General features: G+C 73.7%; 18 protein-coding genes and 2 pseudogenes. 12 read left to right on the top strand and 8 right to left on the bottom strand.

Features of this window, described 5'->3' with window-relative positions; genetic code table 11:
* Nucleotides 1-23: 23 nt before the first annotated feature.
* The 4 genes from AAEP86_RS18250 to AAEP86_RS18265 all read right to left on the bottom strand — a co-directional run bounded on the left by AAEP86_RS18250 (nt 24) and on the right by AAEP86_RS18265 (nt 6,069).
* Nucleotides 24-995 (bottom strand): NAD-dependent epimerase/dehydratase family protein, encoded by a 972-nt coding sequence (locus tag AAEP86_RS18250; RefSeq protein ID WP_420368696.1) that lies wholly within the window; start codon nt 993-995, stop codon nt 24-26.
* The gene (locus AAEP86_RS18255; RefSeq protein ID WP_420368697.1) at nt 992-3,718 is read right to left on the bottom strand and encodes an alpha/beta fold hydrolase; all 2,727 of its coding nucleotides are present in this window, start codon (nt 3,716-3,718) and stop codon (nt 992-994) included. Before AAEP86_RS18255 ends, AAEP86_RS18250 begins: the two co-directional genes overlap by 4 nt.
* On the bottom strand, nt 3,715-4,788 hold the full coding sequence (locus AAEP86_RS18260) for a 3-oxoacyl-ACP synthase III (protein WP_420370528.1): 1,074 nt from the start codon (nt 4,786-4,788) through the stop codon (nt 3,715-3,717). Before AAEP86_RS18260 ends, AAEP86_RS18255 begins: the two co-directional genes overlap by 4 nt.
* An 87-nt stretch (nt 4,789-4,875) precedes the next feature.
* A complete protein-coding gene (locus tag AAEP86_RS18265) occupies nt 4,876-6,069 on the bottom strand; it encodes a RimK family alpha-L-glutamate ligase (protein ID WP_420368698.1) in 1,194 nt (397 codons plus the stop codon).
* Between the two features lie 109 nt (nt 6,070-6,178).
* Between AAEP86_RS18265 and AAEP86_RS18270 the strand changes: the two genes are divergently transcribed.
* Together AAEP86_RS18270 and AAEP86_RS18275 are read left to right on the top strand one after the other, a co-directional pair.
* The gene (locus tag AAEP86_RS18270; protein WP_420368699.1) at nt 6,179-6,661 is read left to right on the top strand and encodes an ATP-dependent zinc protease; all 483 of its coding nucleotides are present in this window, start codon (nt 6,179-6,181) and stop codon (nt 6,659-6,661) included.
* Nucleotides 6,662-6,815: 154 nt separating this feature from the next.
* A complete protein-coding gene (locus AAEP86_RS18275; RefSeq protein WP_420368700.1) occupies nt 6,816-7,487 on the top strand; it encodes a peroxiredoxin-like family protein in 672 nt (223 codons plus the stop codon).
* A gap of 104 nt (nt 7,488-7,591) precedes the next feature.
* On the opposite strand, the gene AAEP86_RS18280 is transcribed toward AAEP86_RS18275, so the two are convergent.
* Both AAEP86_RS18280 and AAEP86_RS18285 read right to left on the bottom strand, forming a co-directional pair.
* The gene (locus tag AAEP86_RS18280; RefSeq protein ID WP_420368701.1) at nt 7,592-8,485 is read right to left on the bottom strand and encodes an alpha/beta hydrolase-fold protein; all 894 of its coding nucleotides are present in this window, start codon (nt 8,483-8,485) and stop codon (nt 7,592-7,594) included.
* 172 nt (nt 8,486-8,657) lie between these two features.
* The gene (locus tag AAEP86_RS18285) at nt 8,658-9,239 is read right to left on the bottom strand and encodes a TetR/AcrR family transcriptional regulator (protein WP_420368702.1); all 582 of its coding nucleotides are present in this window, start codon (nt 9,237-9,239) and stop codon (nt 8,658-8,660) included.
* Between the two features lie 23 nt (nt 9,240-9,262).
* On the opposite strand from AAEP86_RS18285, the gene AAEP86_RS18290 reads away from it, so the two are divergent.
* A complete protein-coding gene (locus AAEP86_RS18290) occupies nt 9,263-10,447 on the top strand; it encodes an MFS transporter (protein WP_420368703.1) in 1,185 nt (394 codons plus the stop codon).
* Nucleotides 10,448-10,633: 186 nt separating this feature from the next.
* Nucleotides 10,634-11,902: an MFS transporter gene (locus AAEP86_RS18295; protein WP_420368704.1), complete on the top strand. Its 1,269-nt coding sequence runs from the start codon at nt 10,634-10,636 to the stop codon at nt 11,900-11,902.
* Between the two features lie 96 nt (nt 11,903-11,998).
* Here the strand turns inward: AAEP86_RS18295 and AAEP86_RS18300 are convergent, their stop codons facing one another.
* Entirely contained in the window at nt 11,999-13,102 is a 1,104-nt protein-coding gene (locus tag AAEP86_RS18300; RefSeq protein WP_420368705.1) for a YeiH family protein, read from the bottom strand.
* Nucleotides 13,103-13,310: 208 nt separating this feature from the next.
* On the opposite strand from AAEP86_RS18300, the gene AAEP86_RS18305 reads away from it, so the two are divergent.
* From AAEP86_RS18305 to AAEP86_RS18340, 8 genes and pseudogenes are all read left to right on the top strand, one after another.
* Nucleotides 13,311-13,670, top strand: a complete 360-nt coding sequence (locus tag AAEP86_RS18305) for a hypothetical protein (protein WP_420368706.1) — start codon at nt 13,311-13,313, stop codon at nt 13,668-13,670.
* Nucleotides 13,671-13,837: 167 nt separating this feature from the next.
* A pseudogene (locus AAEP86_RS18310) lies at nt 13,838-13,921 on the top strand (DivIVA domain-containing protein); the annotation flags it as partial.
* Between the two features lie 18 nt (nt 13,922-13,939).
* Nucleotides 13,940-14,095: pseudogene (locus tag AAEP86_RS18315) on the top strand (DivIVA domain-containing protein); the annotation flags it as partial.
* Nucleotides 14,096-14,183: 88 nt separating this feature from the next.
* Nucleotides 14,184-14,513, top strand: a complete 330-nt coding sequence (locus AAEP86_RS18320) for a hypothetical protein (RefSeq protein WP_420368707.1) — start codon at nt 14,184-14,186, stop codon at nt 14,511-14,513.
* Entirely contained in the window at nt 14,510-16,408 is a 1,899-nt protein-coding gene (locus AAEP86_RS18325) for an alpha/beta hydrolase (protein WP_420368708.1), read from the top strand. The genes AAEP86_RS18320 and AAEP86_RS18325 overlap by 4 nt, the downstream gene beginning before the upstream one ends.
* Before the next feature lie 95 nt (nt 16,409-16,503).
* A complete protein-coding gene (locus AAEP86_RS18330; protein ID WP_420368709.1) occupies nt 16,504-17,004 on the top strand; it encodes a hypothetical protein in 501 nt (166 codons plus the stop codon).
* On the top strand, nt 17,004-17,345 hold the full coding sequence (locus AAEP86_RS18335; protein WP_420368710.1) for a hypothetical protein: 342 nt from the start codon (nt 17,004-17,006) through the stop codon (nt 17,343-17,345). Before AAEP86_RS18330 ends, AAEP86_RS18335 begins: the two co-directional genes overlap by 1 nt.
* 45 nt (nt 17,346-17,390) lie before the next feature.
* On the top strand, nt 17,391-18,758 hold the full coding sequence (locus AAEP86_RS18340) for a flavin monoamine oxidase family protein (RefSeq protein ID WP_420368711.1): 1,368 nt from the start codon (nt 17,391-17,393) through the stop codon (nt 18,756-18,758).
* Nucleotides 18,759-18,785: 27 nt separating this feature from the next.
* Here AAEP86_RS18340 and AAEP86_RS18345 read toward each other — a convergent pair whose 3' ends face one another.
* Complete coding sequence (locus tag AAEP86_RS18345) at nt 18,786-18,980, bottom strand: hypothetical protein (RefSeq protein ID WP_420368712.1); 195 nt, start codon at nt 18,978-18,980, stop codon at nt 18,786-18,788.
* Nucleotides 18,981-18,992 lie beyond the last annotated feature (12 nt).

Consider the following 18,992-nt stretch of genomic DNA (forward strand, 5'->3'; position numbering starts at 1 on the left):
GCGGCCTCGGCCCGCCGACGGCCTCAGCGCGCGGCGGCCGCCAGACGCGCCAGGCCCTCGTCGATCGACACCGTCGGGGCCCACTGCAGGTCGTGGCGGGTCCGTCGCTGGTCGAACCAGTGCGCGGTCGACAGCTGCTCGGCAAGGAACCGCGTCATCGGCGGCTCGTCCTCCCCCGGGCGCACCCGCCACACGGCCTCGACGAGCGACCCGGCGGCGCGGGCGACTCCGGCCGGCACGTGCCGTCGCGGCGCCGGCACCCCCGACGCCGTGCAGATGCCCGCGAGCAGTTCGGCGACGGGCCGCGGTTCGCCGTTCGTCACGACGTAGGCGTTCCCGTGCACCCCGTCGTCGGCTGCGTGCGCCAGCGCGGCGACCACGGCGGACGCGGCGTTGTCGACGTAGAGGGTGTCGATGAGGGCAGCGCCGGAGTCGAGCAGCGGCAGCCGTCCGGTCCGGGCCCGCTCGACGATCCGTCCGACCAGCTGCGTGTCGCCCAGTCCCCACACCAGGTGCGGCCGGACCGCGACCACCGCGAAGTCCGGCGCGTCCGCACCGAGTGCGATCAGCTCGGCGGCGGCCTTCGTCCGGGCGTAGTCACCCCGGGCGAGCTCCGGTTCGGCCGGACCCGCGTCGACGCCGACGAGCGACGACCCCGTGTGGGCGACGGACGGCGACGAGACGAACACGACACGGCGGACCCCGGCACGACGGGCCGCGTCGACGAGCGCGCGCGTGCCGTCGACGTTGACACGGACGAAGTCAGCCGGGTCACCGGCGAGCGAGACCTTCGCGGCGAGGTGGACGACGGCCTCGACGCCGTCCACTGCTCGGCCGAGGGCCGCGGGATCGGTCATCGTGCCGAGCACGTCGGTCACCCCGGCGACGCGGGAGGGACGGCGCTGGAACGTCCGCACGTCGTGTCCGGCGTCCCGCACGGCAGCGGCGACAGCCTGCCCGAGGAACCCGCTCGCCCCGGTGACGAGGACGGTCACGGGCGGACCATCCGTCCGCCGGACAGCACGGACGCCGCCCAGCGGGACAGCAGCGCGCGGTCGACCTTCGAGTTGTGCCGGATGTCGGTGGGCAGCACCGGCACGGTGAGCACCGCCGCGAGCGGGATCCCCGCGGCTGCCCGCACGGACGCGGCCAGCGCCGGATCGGCGAGCCCTGGACGACGACGACCTCGACGACGCGGGCGTGGTCCCGTCACCTCGACCACGGCGACGGCCTGCTGCGTGCCGACCGGGCCGATGCCGGCGAGGCCGGCCCGGCCGACGCCGTCGACGCGCTCCATGCGCTGCTCGGGGCCGACCGGGGTCACGACACCGTCCGGAGTGGTCAGCACGTGCTGCAGCCGTCCCTCGACCCAGAGCCGACCGGCGGCGTCGAGGTGCCCGACGTCCCCGGTGCGGTGCCCGCGCGGGTCCGCCACGCCGAGCCGGGAGACCCGGTTCTGCCGCCAGAGCCGGTCGTACTGCTGCCGGACGTGCGGTGCGGCGACGACGATCTCGCCGGTGACGCCGGCCGCATCGGTCAGCGCGCCCGTCGGCTGACCGGCGGTGTCGAGCGGAGCGATCCGCACGCGCACGTTCGCCGCGGGGACCCCGACGCAGATGCCCTCGTCCGTCGACTCCGACGCGGCGCGCACGCCGTCGAGGTCGACGTCCGTCATGAGAAGCCCCTCGGTCATGCCGTAGGGCGTGTGCGCGCTCGCGTTCGGCATGAGCTCCGTCGCCGCGGTGAGCAGCGCGGCGGACACGGGCGCGCCGGCGGACAGGAAGAGGCGCACGCGGCCGAGCGCGGCGCGGTCCGCGTCGGTGAGCGCGGACGCCGTCGCGACCACGTTGGCGAGGGCCGCCGGCGACAGGAACACGACGGTCGCGTCCGCCGCGGTCACCGATGCCGCGACCGCCGTCGCCGTGAGGGTCCGCGGGGCGGTCACGTCCATGTCCGGGGCGACGGACCGCGCGCCGAGCGCGGGTCCGAGCAGGGCGAACGGCGCGAACCCGGCGACGAGGCCCGTCCCGACGCCGATGTCGTACTGGGTCGCCAGGACGTCACGGACTGCGCCGAGCTGCCCGTGCGTGTAGACGACGCCCTTCGCGGGCCCCGTCGACCCGGAGGTGAACAGCACCGCTGCGGGTGCGTCCGACGCCGGCGCGGTCGGCAGGGCCTCGCCGGCCGCGAGCCGCGCAGCACCTCGACGTGCGACGGCGACGAGCGTGTGCTCGACGCGGAGCGCCCGCCGCACCGCGGCCGGGAGCGCGACGGTCGCGATGCGCCGACCGGGCCAGCCGAGTGCACGAGCGGCCCCGAGTCCGGGCAGGGCGCCGATGACCCAGTCGGGCCGGGCCCCGCGGACGGCACGCGTCAGCCCGCGCAGTCCGAGTCCTGCGTCGGCCACGACGACGACCGCGCCGATCCGCACGCAGGCGTAGAGGACGGCGGTGAGGTCCGCGCCCGGTGTGACGAGCAACGAGACGCGCTCGCCGGGGCGGACACCGAGGTCGACGAGTCCGGCCGCGATCTCGTCGACCCGCCGGGCCAGCAACCGCCACGAGACGGTACGGACGCCGCCCGGCGCAGCCATCTCGACCAGCGCCGCCTCGTCGCTGTCGCGCAACGCATCGAGGGCGGCCCAGAGCGGGCGGCTCACGGCGGTGTCGGTGTCGGTGTCGGTCGGGAGGCGCGGCTCGTCGCCGACGGCCACGTGCCCGTCCGGCAGGCGGTCGCCGAGCCACTCGAAGACGGTCCCGGCGACGTCGGCGTCGTCCGGCAGCAGGTGGCCGGCCCCCTCGAACCGGTGGACGTCGGCCTGCGGCAGACGCGCGGCGAGGTCGTCGAGGTAGCGCTCGAGGAACACCGGGTCCCGCGGCCCCCACATGATCAGCGCGGGCACGTCGAGCGCCGCCACCCCCGCGGCGATGCGATCGAGTCCGGGCGCGCTCGGGTGCCCGGCGTCGACGGGGATGTCCGCGACGAAGCCGCCGATCCCGCCACGCCGTGCCGCACCGCGGTACGGCGCCCGGTAGGCGCCCGCCGTCGCACGGTCGAGCTTCGGGTGCGCGATCGCGAGGGTCGTCTCGAGGAACGCGGGCGTCAGGACGGTCGCACGGCCGAGCAGTCCGGGGCGGAGGGCCAGTCGGAGCGGGGCCGGGATCGGGGCGTCCGCGGGTTGGTGCACGGCGGTGTTGCACGTCGCCACGGCCACCACGAGGTCCGGGTGGTCGACGGCCCACCCGAGGGAGACCACGCCGCCCCAGTCGTGGCCGAGGGTGACCACGGGGCCGCTGAGGCCGAGCGCGTCGGTCAGCGCGCCGAGGTCACGGACGCGCTCGGGGAGCCCGCGCTGCTGCCCGGTGCGCTCCGAGAAGCCCATGTCGAGCTGGTCGACCGCGACCACGCGCCACACCGGACCGCCCGCCCGAGCGACCGCGAGCGACCGCGCGGCGACCGACCGCCAGAGGTACGACCAGGTGGGGTTGCCGTGCACGCACAGCAGGGTGCCCACCGGGCGCACGCCGAGCTCGTCCAGGGAGCCGGCCGTGTCGAGGAGGTGCCACGACCGCTCGGGGCGGGCCGCGCCTCCAGGACCGCCGTCCAGAGCGCCCGGGACCGTGACGATGCGCGACCAGGCGGGGTCGAGTCCGGGCAGGGGCGGCGGGAGCGTCGCCGGAGCCGTTGCGGCGGCGACGCGCGGGAGGCCGGACCTCACCAGCGCAGTTCCATCATCGCCGTGTTGATGCCGGAGCCCACGCCACCGAGGAAGACCCGGTCGCCGCGGGTGATGCCGCCGTTCGCGACCTCGTCGGCGAGGGTGATCGGGATGGACGCGGGGCCGACGTTGCCGAACCGCTGGTACGTCGTCGGGACCTTGTCGCGCGGGATGCCGATCGCCTCGACGAAGGCGTTCGTGTGCACGTCGGAGACCTGGTGCAGGACGTAGCGGTCCATGTCTGCCCAGTCGAAGTGGGCGCGGGCCTCGTTCCAGGCGGCGACGACGAGCTCCATGCCGCCCTTGAGCAGCATCTTCGCGTCGGTGAACATGCCGTCGACGCTGCCGACGCAGAGGTCGTACCACTGCGTCGCCGCACGGGTCACCCCACCGACGATGCGGTGCCCCTCGGGGTGCGCGTCCGACGGGCCGAGCACCGCCGCCGCCGCACCGGACCCGAGGGTCAGGCTCGCGAACTCGCTCATGAAGTCCTTGCGGTTCCGGCCGCCCTGGTTCAGGCGGTCGATCGTGTTGAGCTGCACCTGGTCGGCGTCCTCGCCGTCCACGACGAGCGCGTACTTGATCTGGCCGGAGTCGATCATGCCCGCGGCGACGCTCATCGCGTTGACGAAGCCGAGGCACGCGTTGGCGATGTCGAAGTTGATCGCCGAGGTGGGCAGGCCGAGCCCGTGGTGCAGGCGGACGGCGACCGACGGCTCGAGGTGCGGGCGGGTGACCGACGTGTTGATCAGCAGCCCGATGTCCTCGGGGCGCACGCCCGCGTCGGCCATCGCTCGGCGGCCGGCGTCGATCGCGGCGTCCTGGAAGGTCTGGCCCTCGCCCCAGTTGCGGCGCTCGGTGACACCGGCGACGCGTTCGAGCAGGCCCATCGGCAGACGGAGTCGACGGAGGACCCCGCGGAGACGCGCCTCGATGTCCGCCGAGGTGGTCACCCGCTCGGCCGTGGTCGTCGCCACCGACAGCAGCGAGACGTTCTGGTGCTTCGCCGTGGCGTTGCCCGGCCGCTCCTGCTCGTCGCTCGTCGCCTGGTCGACCGGCCGTTCCGTCATGATCGTCACCGACACATACTTCCCCATTCCGCCTGAGTACGCGATCCGGTTGCGCTGGATGGAGGCGCTGCGGGTGGCGCGTCGCGCTCAGACGTCGGTCGGCAGGGGCTCCTTCGGCAGCTTCCGCACCTTCGCGCGGCGCTTCCGACGCTCCGGGATCATCGACCGCATCTCCTCGAGCTTGCCGAAGCAGAGCAGGCGGTCACCGGACTCCAGCGCGACGCCGCTCCGCGGGTTCGGGATGACGCTCGAACCGCGGTGCAGGGTCAGGACCGTGATGTCCCGGTCCCAGAGGCCCGACTCCTTGATGGTCTTGCCGACCAGGTCCGCGTTGGTGTGCACGAGGAGTTCGGCGACGCCGTACCCGGTCGACACGGACAGGCGTTGGCGCACGTCGATCTCCGGGAAGGCGACCTGGTTCGCGATGAAGTCGACGATGGCACCCGCGATGTCGAGCCCGGTGGCACGCTCGACGCCCTCGAGGCCGGGCGACGAGTTCACCTCCATCACGAGCGGACCGTCGTTGCCCTCGAGCATGTCGACGCCCGCCACCTTGAGGCCCATGATCTGCGCCGAACGGACGGCGACGGCCTCGTACTCGGGCGAGAGCGTGACCTTCTCGACGGTGCCGCCGCGGTGCACGTTCGAGCGGAACTCGTCGCCGGACGCGGTCCGGCGCATCGCGGCCACCACCCGGTCGCCGACGACGAGCGCGCGGATGTCCCGGCCGCGGCTCTCCGAGATGAACGACTGGATGAGGACGTTCTGCTTCGTGGAGTGCAGCGTCTCGACGATCGACTCGGCGACCTTCGCCTCCGGGGCCAGGATCACCCCGATGCCCTGCGTGCCCTCGAGCAGCTTGATGACGACCGGGGCGCCGCCGACCCGTTCGATCGCGCCGCGGACGTCGTTGCGGCCGGCCACGAAGGTCGTCGCCGGCATGCCGATGTCGTGTCGCGAGAGGATCTGGTTCGCGCGGAGCTTGTCGCGGGAGTTGGTGATCCCGTTGGCGGTGTTCGGCGTGTAGACGTCCATCTGCTCGAACTGCCGGACGACGGCGGTGCCGTAGTACGTGATCGAGTTGCCGATCCGGGGCAGCACGGCGTCGTAGTCGCTGAGGAGCTTGCCGCGGTAGAGCAGGTCCGGGTCCTCGCCGGCCAGGTCGATCGCGAACCGCAGCGTGTTGAGGACCTTGACCTCGTGCCCGCGGTCGAGGGCCGCCGCGCGGAGGCGCTGGGTCGAGTACGCCTGGGGCGCGCGCGACAGGATGGCGAGTTTCATCGAGGGGTTCTCCGCGGGGTCGGGGTCGACGGCGACGCTCCATCAAAGCACGCGGACGCGGCGTCCCGACGTGCGGGCGCACGATCCGCGCATGCGACAGGATGGGCACATGGCCCGCGTCCCGAAGTCCCCGAACGGCGGCCTCGTCGTCGCCGGCTGGCGGGAGTGGGCGGCCCTGCCGGATCTCAGCATCCCGTGGATCAAGGTGAAGCTCGACACCGGTGCGCGGAGCTCGGCACTGCACGCCTTCGACCTCGAGGAACTCCCCGGCGACCGGGTGCGATACTCGGTCCACCCGTGGCAGGACACCGACGCCGACGCGGTCACGATCGAGTGCGACGTGCACGACCGCCGCACCATCCGCAGTTCGACGGGGCACACCCAGGAGCGGATCGTCGTCCTCACCGAGATGGCCCTCGCCGGCCGCGTCCTCCAGGCCGAGGTCACGCTGAGCAACCGCGACCAGATGGGGTTCCGGATGCTCGTCGGGCGCGAGGCACTGCGCCAGGGCTTCCTGGTCGACCCGGCGCGGTCGTTCATGGCGGGGCGTGCGCCGAAGGAGATCCGCCGGCGCAACCGCGGACGCGCCTGACCACCCGACCCGGCGGCGCGGTGTGACGCAGCGTGACGCAGCCCCTCGCCGAGCGCCGGCCGTCGTGCCTACGCTCCCTGCACCGGCGGCGACACGGCTGCCGGTCCCGCCGCGCCGCCGCCGCGGGACCCGACTGCCCGACCCGAGGAGCGCCATGACCGACCAGACGATCGCCCACCAGGTGGAGACCTTCAACGAGGGCTTCACCGCCCAGATCGGGCCGGAGCTGTCCGCGGTGTTCGACGGCGAGCAGGCCGACCTGCGCGCCGCGGGGGTGCCGTCGTCCGCGCTCGGCGTCGGCGCGACCGCTCCCGACGCACCGCTGACCGACCCGAAGGGTGCCGCGACGACGCTCGACGCGGTGCGCGCCGGCACGCCGACCGTCCTCGTCTTCTACCGCGGCGCCTGGTGCCCGTACTGCAACCTCACGCTCCGCACCTACCAGCAGGAGCTCCTGCCCGCGCTGCAGGAGCGGGGCGCGCAGCTCGTCGCCGTCTCGCCGCAGACGCCGGAGGGCACCGAGACCGCCATCGCGAACGGCGAGCTCGCGTTCCCGGTGCTGTCCGACCCGGAGAACGTGCTGGCCGGTCGGTTCGGCATCGTCACGGAGCCGTCCGCGGCCGCTCGCGCAGCGCACACGCAGCTCGGCTTCGACGTCGCCGACAGCAACGCCGACGACACCGCACGCATCCCGTTCCCCTCCGTCTTCGTCATCGACGCGGACGGCGCCGTACGCTTCGCCGACGTGCACGTCGACTACACGACCCGCACCGAGGTGGCGACGGTCGTCGAGGCGGTCGACGCACTGGGCGCGCTCGCGCGCTGACCACCGGTCTGGAGGCGCGGCGGAGGTGACCGGCGTCGGTCACCTCCGCCGCGCCTCCCGTCCGACCGGTGTCGGGTGCGGCCCGTCGTCGCCGCACCACGGGGTCAGGCGTGGAGGTGGGCCCCCAGGAAGGCGAGCTGCTCGGGCGCCATCCGCCGCCAGTAGGCGTGCGTGTGGCCGCCGGCCTGGAAGCCGCCCGCAGGTCGGTGCGTGAAGCCGTCGACGTAGGTGCGCACGGCGGGTTCGAAGCCGTCGCCGGTCCCGCAGTCGACCCGCACGGCGACGCCGTCGAGGGCACGCTGTCGGCCGAGCACCGTGTTCGCCCGGAAGTCGGCCGCGTCGTCGAACGCTCCGCGTGCGGTGTCACCCGCCGCCGTCCAGAGCGCCGGGCTGATCGCGGAGACGGCCCGCACCCGGGACGACCCGAGCAGGCCGCCGAGGTGCAGGGCGCCGTACCCGCCCATCGAGTTGCCGACGAACCCGAGCCGTGCCGTGTCGAACCCGCGGCGGGCCAGGAGTGGGAGGAACTCGTCGACGACCATGGCGGACGGGTCGTCCCCGTCGGCCCGTCGGTGCCAGTACCGGTTCCCGCCGTCGACCGCGGCGATCGCGAACGGTGCACCCCCGGACGCGACGTGTGCGGCGAGGAAGCGGTCGTAGCCGAGGTGCGTGCCGAAGAAGTCGGTGTGGTCGCTGCCGTAGCCGTGCAGGGCGACCACGACCGGCAGGGGTCCGGACGCATCCGGCGCCGCGATCGTCCACCCGACCCGCTTGTTCCGTCGGGCGGTGGACACGAACGTCCCCGAGGTCGTGGGCACGGGCCGGACGTCGGGGACGGTGCCGGCCGGACCGTCGAGACCGAGCACCCGGTACATCGTCGAGCGGCCGGGCAGCACGCGCAGGTTCACCGCCTCCGCCACGGCGCCGGCTCCGACGACGGCCGCGCCACCGACGATGAGGGACCGGCGGGTGATCCGACCGGCACGCGAGCCGGTCATGCGCGGGGCGCCGTGCCCTCGGAGCTCACGTGCTCCGTGACCAGGGTGGAGGAGATGCGCTGCACACCCGGCACCGTACCGAGTCCGGTGGGGAGGAACGGCCGGGAACTCGGCGACGGTGGATGTGAGGACGCGCAGGAGGTGGCACGGACCGGGGAACGGCCGTCGCGCCTCACGACGGGATGGTCGCCGCGTCCACCAGGGCAGCCGCGACCACCCGGGCGGTCCCGGTGCCGAGCGCCGCGTCACGCAGGCGCATCGCGAGGTACCCGGACAGCACGAGCAGGAGCTGGTCGGCGAGCGCCGACGCCGCTCCACGCTCGGAGACCGGGAGCGCCTCGGCGAAACCGCCGAGCCGGCTCCGGAGCGTGCCGGTCTCGAGGTCGAGCACGTCGCGCACCTCGCCGGGTGCGTCGGCGTACTCGGCGGCGGTGCCGAGGAAGGCGCACCAGCGCGATCCGGCCGGGGTCGACCGGTAGTCGTCGAGCGCGTCGAACACCGCCAGCAGCCGGCCGCGGTCGTCCGGTGCCGCGTCGACGGCGCGGTCCCAGGTCGCGAGCCAGTCGTCGTGTCGGCGCCGGAGCGCAGCGGCGACGAGCGACTCCTTGCTGGGGTACCCGCGGTAGAGCGTGGCGCTCGAGATCCGGGCGCGCTCGAGGACGGCGTCGATCGGGGTCGCGGCGATCCCCCGGGTGAAGAAGAGCTCCTCCGCGGCGTCGAGGAGCTTCGCCTCGGTCCCTGGACGCATCGCCATGGAAGCACCCTAGGCTCTCAGAAGTGAAACGATCGTTTTCGTTACGACAACAGGTCCTGGTCGGCTCGGGGCTCGGGCTCATCGCCGCGACCTACGGACTCGTCCGGCTCGCGTACGGGCTCTTCCTCCCCGACGTGCAGCACGACCTCGGCGTGCGCGCCGGTGCCGCGGGCTGGATCTCGTCGGGGGCGTCCGCCGTGTACTGCGTCGCCGCCGTCGTCGGGTTCGTGTGCGCGGCCCGCGTGCCGCGCACCCTCGTCGCTGCGTCGGCGATCGTCGCGGGCGGCGGGGCCCTCGCGATGGCGGCGGCGTCCGGCCCGGTGCCGTTCGGCGTCGCGGCCGTCCTCGCGTCGGGCGGCGCCGGACTGGCCTCGCCCGCGCTGGTGCGACTCGTCGCCGAGCAGGTCCCCGGCCCGGCGGTCTCCCGGGCACAGGCGGTCGTCAACTCGGGCACCGGTCCGGGTCTCGTCGGCGCCGGCGTCCTCGCGCTCGTGCTGCTGCCGGACTGGCGCACGGCCTGGGCGTGGTCCGGGGTCGTCGCGCTCGTGGTCGGTGCGGTGCTGCTCGGCGCGGCCGGACGGCGCACCGCTGACGAGCCCGACGACCGCGCCCGGCCCGGCGGGGTCCCGGGACGGGCGTGGTTCGTCGCGCACCGGGCGGTGCTCGTCCTCGCCCTGCTCTTCGGCGCGGGGTCGGCGGTCGTCTGGACGTACGGCCGCTCGCTGCTCGTCGACGCCGGGGCACCGGTGGCGGTGTCGGTCTCGGCCTGGACCGCGCTCGGGCTCGGCGGCGCGGCGGTCGCGGTCACGGCACGCTGGACGAGCAGGCTCCGGGCCCGGACGCTCTGGGTGGTCACGACCGCGTCGGTCGCGGTCGCCGTCCTCGCGCTCGGGGCCGTCCCGCGGTCGACGGTGGTCGCACTGGTCGCCTGCGTCGTCTTCGGGTGGGGCTACACGGCAGCGACCGGAGCGCTCATCGCCTGGACGACCGAGATCGATCCCGACCGTGCCGCAGCGGGCACCTCCATGCTGTTCGTCGCGCTCGTGCTGGGTCAGGCGGTCGGCGCGGCTGCGGCCGGCGTGGTTGTCGGCGCGGCCGGCCCCCTCGTCGCGTTCGTCCTCGGTGCCGTGGTGACCGCCGTCAGCTGCGTCCCGGCCGTCCGACGCTCCGTCCACGGGCGCCTTGGCGGGAGCGCCGTCCCGCGGTAACGTGGCCGGGTCGTCCTCGAGCCGAGGAGCGGCGGACCCGGAACCCACACGACAGCGGAGTCATGGCAACGAAGCGCTGAGCCGGCACCAGAGCCGGCTCCCCCTCCACGCGGACCGCACCGGTCCGCGCGCTTCCAGTACGCCCGCGCGGCACCGATGCCGTGCGACGACTCCGAGGGACTCCCCGTGTTCTCCATCCGCGCCCGCCTCCGGGCATCGACCGCCACGCTCGCCGAACACCGCTTCGTCACGTTCGCCGTCCTCGTCGACACGATCGGCGCCGGCCTGACCCTGCCGCTGACGATCGTCTACTTCACCCTGACCACCGACCTCTCGCTCGCGACGATCGGGCTGCTCTCGACCGCCGCGTCCCTGCTCGCCCTGCCCGTCGGGCTCCTCGGCGGCGTGGTCACCGACCGGTTCGGCGCGAAGGCGTCGATGATCACGAACAACCTGCTGTCCGCCGCCGGGTTCACCCTGTACCTGGTCGCCCACGACCCGGCCCTGGTCTTCGCGGCGATCTTCCTCGCGAACGCGTCCGAGCGGCTCTACTGGACGTCGTGGACGGCCTACGTCCACGACCTCTCCGCCGGCCGACCGTTCGAGCGGTGGTTCGCCTTCCTCGAGGCGACCAAGGCCGCGGCCCTCGGTGCCGGCGCGGTCGTCGCCGCGATCACCCTGGCGGGTGGCGGTCAGGACGGCCTGCGGTGGCTCGTCCTGGCGAACGTCGTGACCAGCGTCGCCGCGGCGGTCGTGTTCGCGACCCAGCGGACCGGCGGCGCCCGGCGTCCCGAGCCGGTGCCGCGCGACCTCGCGGACGTCCGGACGGGGTCGCTCCGGGAGTTCGCCGCCGACCGGTCGATGCGCCTCGTCACGCTCGGGCAGTTCCTGATCGGCCCCGCGATGGTGCTGCCGAACGTGGCACTCAGCGTCCTGTTCGTCGAGCGGTGGCACATGCCCGCCGCGGTGGCGCCGGTGCAGTTCGCCGTCGCGACCGGGCTCGCCGCCTGCCTGCAGACCTCCCTCACCCGGTGGGTCGCGGGGCGGGACCGCGGTCGACTCGTCGCCGTCGGCGCGGGACTCACGGCGCTCGCCGTCGTCCCGCTCGTGGCGCTCTCACCCCTCGACGGGCTCGCGGCGTGGTCCTTCGTCGTGCTCGTTGCCGTGCTGCTGGCGGTCGCGGACATGGTCGCCCTGCCGGCCGCGAACGCCGTCATGGCCGAGGCGCCGCACCCGCGGGTCCGCGGTCGGGCGATCGGGGTCTTCCAGACGGCGGGCTCGGTCGGGATGGCACTGTTCCCGCTGACGCTCGGGCTCCTCGACTCCCCGGTGCCGTGGGCGCTCTGGGCGCTCACCGCGCTGGTCTTCGCCGGGGCGGCGTGGGCGTGGGGGGCCGCAGTAGCGGGGCTGCCGACCCACGTCCGGACCGCGTCGCCGACGGACGCCGACGGCTGACCGGCGCGCGCGTCCGGCCGGGCGAACCCGATCGGGCGTCCGGTCAGGCGCGCGCGTCCGGCCGGGCGTCCGGCCGGCTCCATCGGGACCCCGCGGTCAGAGGAGCCCGAACACCGCCTGCGCGCCGAGGCTCGTCCCCGCGACGAGCACCCAGAGCGCGATGCCGAGGAGCATCGGTCGGAATCCCGCCCGCCGCAGCGCCGCGAAGTCCGTCGAGAGCCCGATCGCGGCGAGCGCCACCGTGATGAGGAAGGTCGCCGCGGTCGAGAACCCGGGTGCCGCCGCGGCGGGCAGGACACCGACGGTGCGGAGCAGCACCACCACGAGGAAGCCGATGAGGAACCACGGGACCAGGCGGAACACGCGGACGCCACCGGCGCGACCCGGCGCACCGACGGACGCGGCCTGCTCGCGGGCGGTGCGCCGCGCCTCCAGACCGGCCAACCCGACGACGATCGGGATGATCATGAGGGTCCGGACCAGCTTCACCACCACGGCGGTGTCGGTCGCCTGGCGACCGTAGACCGTCGCGGTGGCGACCACCGACGACGTGTCGTTCACGGCGGTCCCGGCGAAGACGCCGAAGGCGTGCTGGCTGAGGCCGAGGGCGTGCCCGAGCAGGGGGAAGACGAAGACGGCGGCGATGTTGCACAGGAAGATCGTCGACATCGCGTATGCGACGTCCGCGCTCACCGCACCGATGACGGGCGTGACCGCGGCGATCGCCGATGCGCCGCAGATGCCGGTGCCGACGCCGATGAGCGTGCGGAGGGCGCTCGACACCCGCAGCAGGCGGCCGATCCCCCAGGCGGCCAGGAGGCACACGACCAACGTCGAGAGCATGACCGGCAGCGTCTCGCCCCCGATGCGGAGCACCTCGCCGATGGAGAGCTGCGCGCCGAGCAGGACGACGGCGAACTGCAGCACCCGAGCGGACGCGAACTTCACGCCGGGCTGGAGCGCGCCGAGACCGCTCGCGGTGGCCGCGCTGGCGGTGCCGATCGCGGTCGCCGGCGCCCCCGCGTCGCTCGCGCTGCGCCGTCGGACCAGCCAGCCGACCACGGCACCGATCACCACCGCCGGGACGGGGCCACCGACCACCGGGACGGCGGTGGCGACGAGCGTCGCGACGAGGCCGATCGCCACCGCCAGGGCGACGCCGGGCAGGGCAGCGGTGACAGCGGGACGCGAGAGGGGCACCCGGTCAGCGTGCCACCGAACCGGTGCGCACGGCGACCGCCCCGCGGGACGCCGGTTGTGCACCAAGCGCAGTGGACGGTGGGACGCCTCGTCACGAGGGACCGCCAGAGCGTATCCTCAGGTCCGGAAGCAACGACGATTCCGGCCATGCCTCGTCGTGCGTTCCCTCACCGGTACGACGGGCGCGAACTGCGAACAAGAGCCCCTCGTGACCGAACACCTCATCGAGTACGTCGCCCGTGACCGAACGGGCATCACCACCGTCGTGACGACGACCAGCGTCATCGACGTCGACACGGTGATCCAGCACATCCACGCCGGTCACGCCGGCTACTACGTCGCCGCGGACTCCTGGAAGCGCACGCCGGTGCGGAGCATGACGTTCCTCGGCGGCGCCTACCTCTTCGCCAACTGGGACGGCTCGAAGCGGAACATGCTGCACGACCTCGCGTTCCATGCCCCGACCCGGACGACCGAGACGAAGCCCGTGCGGCAGTCACCGTTCGCCCGGCTGCTGTCCGCGCTGTTCGGTCCCCGAGACGCCGCCCGCCCGGTGCGACGAGGCTAGGGCGCCCGCCCGACAGGGGCGTCGGGGCTGGAGCCGCGACGCCGACGCGTTCGCGGTGAGCCCGGCCTCGTCGACGTGCACGAGTCCGTGCTGCGCCGTTGACGCCCGCCCGCCGGCCGTCGCCCGTCCCGTGGCAGGATGGCCGGCAGCAAGCACGAGGGGGAGACATGCTCGCAGCAGACGTGGTGGCCGCACGCTTCCGACCGACGATGTTCCGACCGGGGTACGACCAGGGGCAGGTCGACGACTTCCTCGACCGGGTGCAGGCGGTGCTCGCCGAGCACGAACGGGGGCGCCGGTCCGCCGCGCTCACGCCCGAGGACGTCGTCGCCACGACGTTCTCGCCGACGCGGTTCCGCCAGGGGTACGACCAGGACGAGGTGGACGACTTCCTCGACCAGATCGTGGTCGCACTCCGGCAACTCCCGATGCGCTGATCTGTCCACAAGTGGGCAGCAGCAGGCTGATGTGTGATGTAGCAGCACTAGGGTGAGTGACGGAAGGGGGATCGGCATGGGGAACGGGTGGACGCTCGACGTCGCCGCATCGCAGACGATCGTCGACGGGGCGGCCAGCGCCGGCGCCTCGATGCAGGACGCCGCGGTCGACGTGGACTCGGCACTGCGCGGCGTCGTCGCAGCGCTGACCGGTACCGCAGCAGCCGGTGCCGCCCAGGGGTTCGTGACCGCGCGGCAGGGCGACGCGACGTCCGCCGTGCGCGGCGTCGAGCGGGCGATCACGGCTGCGACCGGAGCCATGGCCGCGTTCGCGCACGCCGACACCGAGATGGCGAGCACCACGGGCGCAGCGGCGCGCCGGACCGGGGACCGGGGCACGCGATGAGCCAGGGACTCATCGACGAGAGCGCACTCCCCACCGTGACCGCGACGAGCGGTGGGGTCGGTGACAGTGCGACCGCGCTCCGCTCCGCCACCGCCCGCGTCGACCGGGCAGCGGACGACGCCCAGCGCTCGTGGTCCGGCATCGGCTCCGCGCTGTCGTCCCCCGGCGCCACCGACGCCCTGCCGAACGCGATGAGCGGTGCGGTCGACACCGCCAGCGACCTCGCGGCGGCGGCGTCCGCGGTCGCCACCGCGCTCGACGCGTTCTCCCTCGAGGTGGCCGCGATCCGGAAGACCCGCCGGACCCTCGCCGCGGACATCGAGGAGCTCCGGGCGCGGGTCGCCGCTTCGGACGACGACGCCGTCCCGCCCGAGTACCAGGTCGCCAACGACGACCTGCACGCGCGCGCGGGGCGACTGCGGACCCGATGGCGGACAGCGCAGGACGAGCTGAGCCAGGCGATCGCTGGACAGGTCGGCGGGACGCCCCAGCTGTTCCCGGCCCTGAGCGGGAACACCCTCGCCGCGCCGTTCTCTCGGGTCGACTTCACCGGAGCGGCGCTGCGGTTCGGCGACGCCGCGACCCTCCCGCTGCTGAGCAGCCTCGCGGCGCGTGGCGCCGACGCCCTCCGCGACTGGGCTGCGGCCCACCCCGCGCAGGCGCAGCGGATGCTCGACCACCCGCCCGCAGCGACAGACGTCAAAGCGTGGTGGTCCGGTCTCGGCACCGGCGAACGCGACGCACTCGTGACGGGCCTGTCGATGGTCGTCGGGAACCTCGACGGCGTCCGGTACGCCGACCGCGGCCGGGCGAACCAGCACACGCTCACGACCGAGCTCGCGAAGGCGAAGACCGACCGTCTCGCTATGTACGAGCGGATGGCGGGTAGTGAGCCGCTGACCGCCGCCGAACGGACGCGGTACCAACAGCTCGTCGAGCGGATCGCCGCCCTCGAGTCCCTCGGCAAGACGATGGACGCGGGCACTGCTGCGGCGCCGCGCACCATCGTCTCGTTGACGCTCGGCCATCCTCCGCTTGCGGCGGTGGGGATCGGTGACCTCGACTCGGCCAGCAACGTCACGGTGACCGTGCCGGGGATGGGGAACACGGTCGCGGACAGCATGCAGGGGTGGACGGGCGGCGCGGAGAACCTGTACAACGAACAGCGCAAGGCCGCTCAGGACGCGAACGCAGATCGCAACATCGCTACGATCGCGTGGATGGGCTACGACACTCCGGACATGCCTCCGAGCCCGGACGTGCTCAGCTCGGCAAAGGCACTGGTCGGTGCCGAGAAGCTCAGGGGGTTCCTGAGCGGCGTGTCGGCCACCCGGGGCTGGGAAGGCGGCGACCACCTGTCCGTCGTCGCACACTCCTACGGCACGACCACCGCGACCCTGGCCACGGCCAAGACACCGGTGGACAACCTGACGCTGCTCGCATCAGCGGGGATCGACGGCCGGGTCCCCGATGTCGATGCGCTCGCGGTACCTCGAGAACACGTCTGGGCCTCGCAGGCAAAGTCGGATCTCGTCGCGAACATCGGCCGCGGAGCGGTCGAGCTGCCGCGACCCGGCTTCGGCGGAGACCAGCCGATCAACACCGGCAACCCGTTCACTGCGAACCGCACGCTCGTCCTGAGCATCCCGAGCACCCACACGCACAACCCCGGCGATCCGGACTGGGGAGCTCGCACGTTCTCGTCCAACGACGAGGAGATCGCGGGTCGCACCTACCCCGGCTCGGACGGGCACCCTGCCACCCCCGCCACTGAAGCCACCCTGACCGGCGAACCGACCGCCGAGAAGGGCTACCTGGACGCCGGTACGTCGTCGCTGTACAACACCGCGCGGACGAGCCTCGGGTACACGCCGGAAGGGCAGAAGATCCCGTGACGGAGCGTCGAGGACGACAGACCCTCATCCCGGCCGTCCTGGCCTGTCTCGTGCTCGCGGGCTGCGCGAGCACCACACCACCGAAGGAGCCAACGATGTCGAGCACGGGGTCGACCGCAGCCAAGGCCGTCTGGGACAGCATGAACGCGGAGGTCGAGGCATCCCAAGCGATCGTCGGCACCGGCTGGCTCGCATCCGACACCGCTGCGAGGGCGTGCGGCGGGGACGGCGCCCAGTGGGTGCTCACGCGTTTCGGACCCGGAACGCAGCCGGACGACCGAACCGCTCAGTTCGAGGACCTGACGAAGCGGTGGGAAGCGAAGGGCTGGAAGCCGGTCAGGACCGAATTCGGGGGTGACAGCCCCGGTGTCCAGCTCCGCTACCCGGCGGCCTCGACCCTCGACGACGGATTCTTCATCGAGTACCGGTCCACGTCGCACGGGTCGACGCTGCAGCTGCAGACCCCGTGCACCCCCGGCGACGTCGACGCGCTCAACCGCGAGAAGTACGGCGAGCGCCACACGAACACCCCGCCGGACATCCCCGGTGCCAACCCCTCCGCAGGGACCGAACCGACCTCGGGAGCCACGTCGTGATGAGTTCGACCATGGGGAAGGACCACCTCGCTCGCGAGCAGGAGCGACTCGACCGCGTCCAGGACCGGCGGATCACCAGACCCGGGCTCGCCGCACTCGTCCTCGGCCTGGTGTCGTTCGTCGTCCAGACGGTGTCGATCACCCTGCTCTGGCCGTCCGTGCTGGTCTCGCTGGTGCTCGTCGCCCTAATCGTGTGGACCTCGGTCGCCCTGAAGCAGACCACCGGACACCGGACGTCCGCGCGCGCGATCGGCATCGTCGGGATCGCCGTCGCCGGCCTCGGCATCCTGCAGTCGCTCGGGTTCCTCCTGGCCATGGCGCTACTCGCCGGGGCAGTCTGAGTCGGACGGACCCCACGCCGATCGCCGAGCCGGAGGAGCACCAGCATGGAGCACGCGGACGTCGCCGTGATCGGAGCGGGTGTGGCCGGCCTCACCACCGCACGACTCCTGGTCGACGCCGGCCTCCGGGTGGTCGTCCTCGAAGCGCGTGACCGCATCGGCGGCCGGGTGCACACGGACCGTCGCGACGGCCTGGTGACGGACCTCGGGGCCTCGTGGATCCACGGGGTGGACGGCAGCGCCGTCGCCGCAGCCGCCGACGCGTTCGGCCTGCGGACGACGGAGTTCACGGTCGGTGGCTACCAGGTCGACGGCCGACCGATCGCGTACCACGGCCCGGACGGCGCCCGTCTGGACGCGTCGGCGACGGAGCGCTTCGCCGCGGACGTGCACGCCGTGGACCGCGTGCTCGCCCGGGTGATCGAGCGGTCCGGGGCGCACGACAGCTACCACGACGTCGTCGAACGTGCCCTCGCCGAGCAGCACTGGGACGCCGACCGGACGGAGCGGGTCCGCGAGCACCTGGAGCACCGCAGCGAGGAGCAGTACGGCGTCGCGAGCACCGGACTCGCGGCACACGGGCTCGACGACGACGTGGTCGAAGGTGACGAGGTGGTGTTCCCGGACGGGTACGACGCGCTCCCCGCGCGGTTGTCCGAGGGGCTCGACGTCCGGCTCGAGCACGCCGTGCGGACCGTCGAGTGGGGCGCCGAGGGCGTGGTCGTCGCCGGTGACCGGGGCGCCGTGCACGCGGACGCCGCCGTGGTGACGGTCCCGGTCGGGGTCCTGCAGTCGGCCGACCTCACGATCTCGCCGCCGCTCCCCGACCGGCACCGCGAGGCGCTCGGACGGCTGCGGATGAACACGTTCGAGAAGGTGGTCCTCCGCTTCCCGACGCGGTTCTGGGGCGAGGACGTCTACGCCGTCCGACAGCTCGGTCCCGCGGGCCGGTGGTGGCACTCCTGGTACGACCTCACGCGCCTCGACGGGGTGCCGACACTGCTGACGTTCGCGGCGGGTCCCGCGGCGAGGGCGATCCGCGGCTGGAGCCCGGAAGCCGTCACGGCCTCGGTGCTCGACGAGCTCCGACGACTGCACGGCGACCGGGTCGGGACGCCGACGTCGGTGCACGTGACGGCGTGGCAGGACGACGAGTGGTCGCGTGGCTCGTACGCGCACATGCTCCCGGGCTCGGTGACGGCCGACCACGACGACCTCGCTCAACCGGTCGGCGACGTGCTGCACCTGGCCGGCGAGGCGACCTGGACCGACGACCCGGCGACCGTGTCCGCGGCCCTGTACTCGGGGCACCGGGCTGCGGTCGCGGTGCTCGGTCGCGACGTGCCGATCAGCCGGCTGTGGGCCGCCGTCGAGCAGACGGGCCGATCAGGGGCGGCCGAGCAGGCGGTCTGATCAGGCGCGGCCGAGCAGACGGGCTGATCAGACGCGGCCGTCGTCCTCTTCGGGGTTGAAGTGGGAGTCGTCGCCCTGGTGGCCCACGGCGATGCCGTCGGGCTCGTTCGGGATCGTCCCGTCCTCGCCGAGGCCGTCCGGCTTCGTGGTGCCCTCGGAGTCGTTCGCCGCCGACGGAGCGTCGTGCTCGTCCGGGGTGGGCGTGTTCTCGTTGTCGGTCATGGTCTGCTCCAC

This window comes from Curtobacterium sp. L1-20, from assembly GCF_048755855.1.
Classification (GTDB): Bacteria; Actinomycetota; Actinomycetes; order Actinomycetales; family Microbacteriaceae; genus Curtobacterium.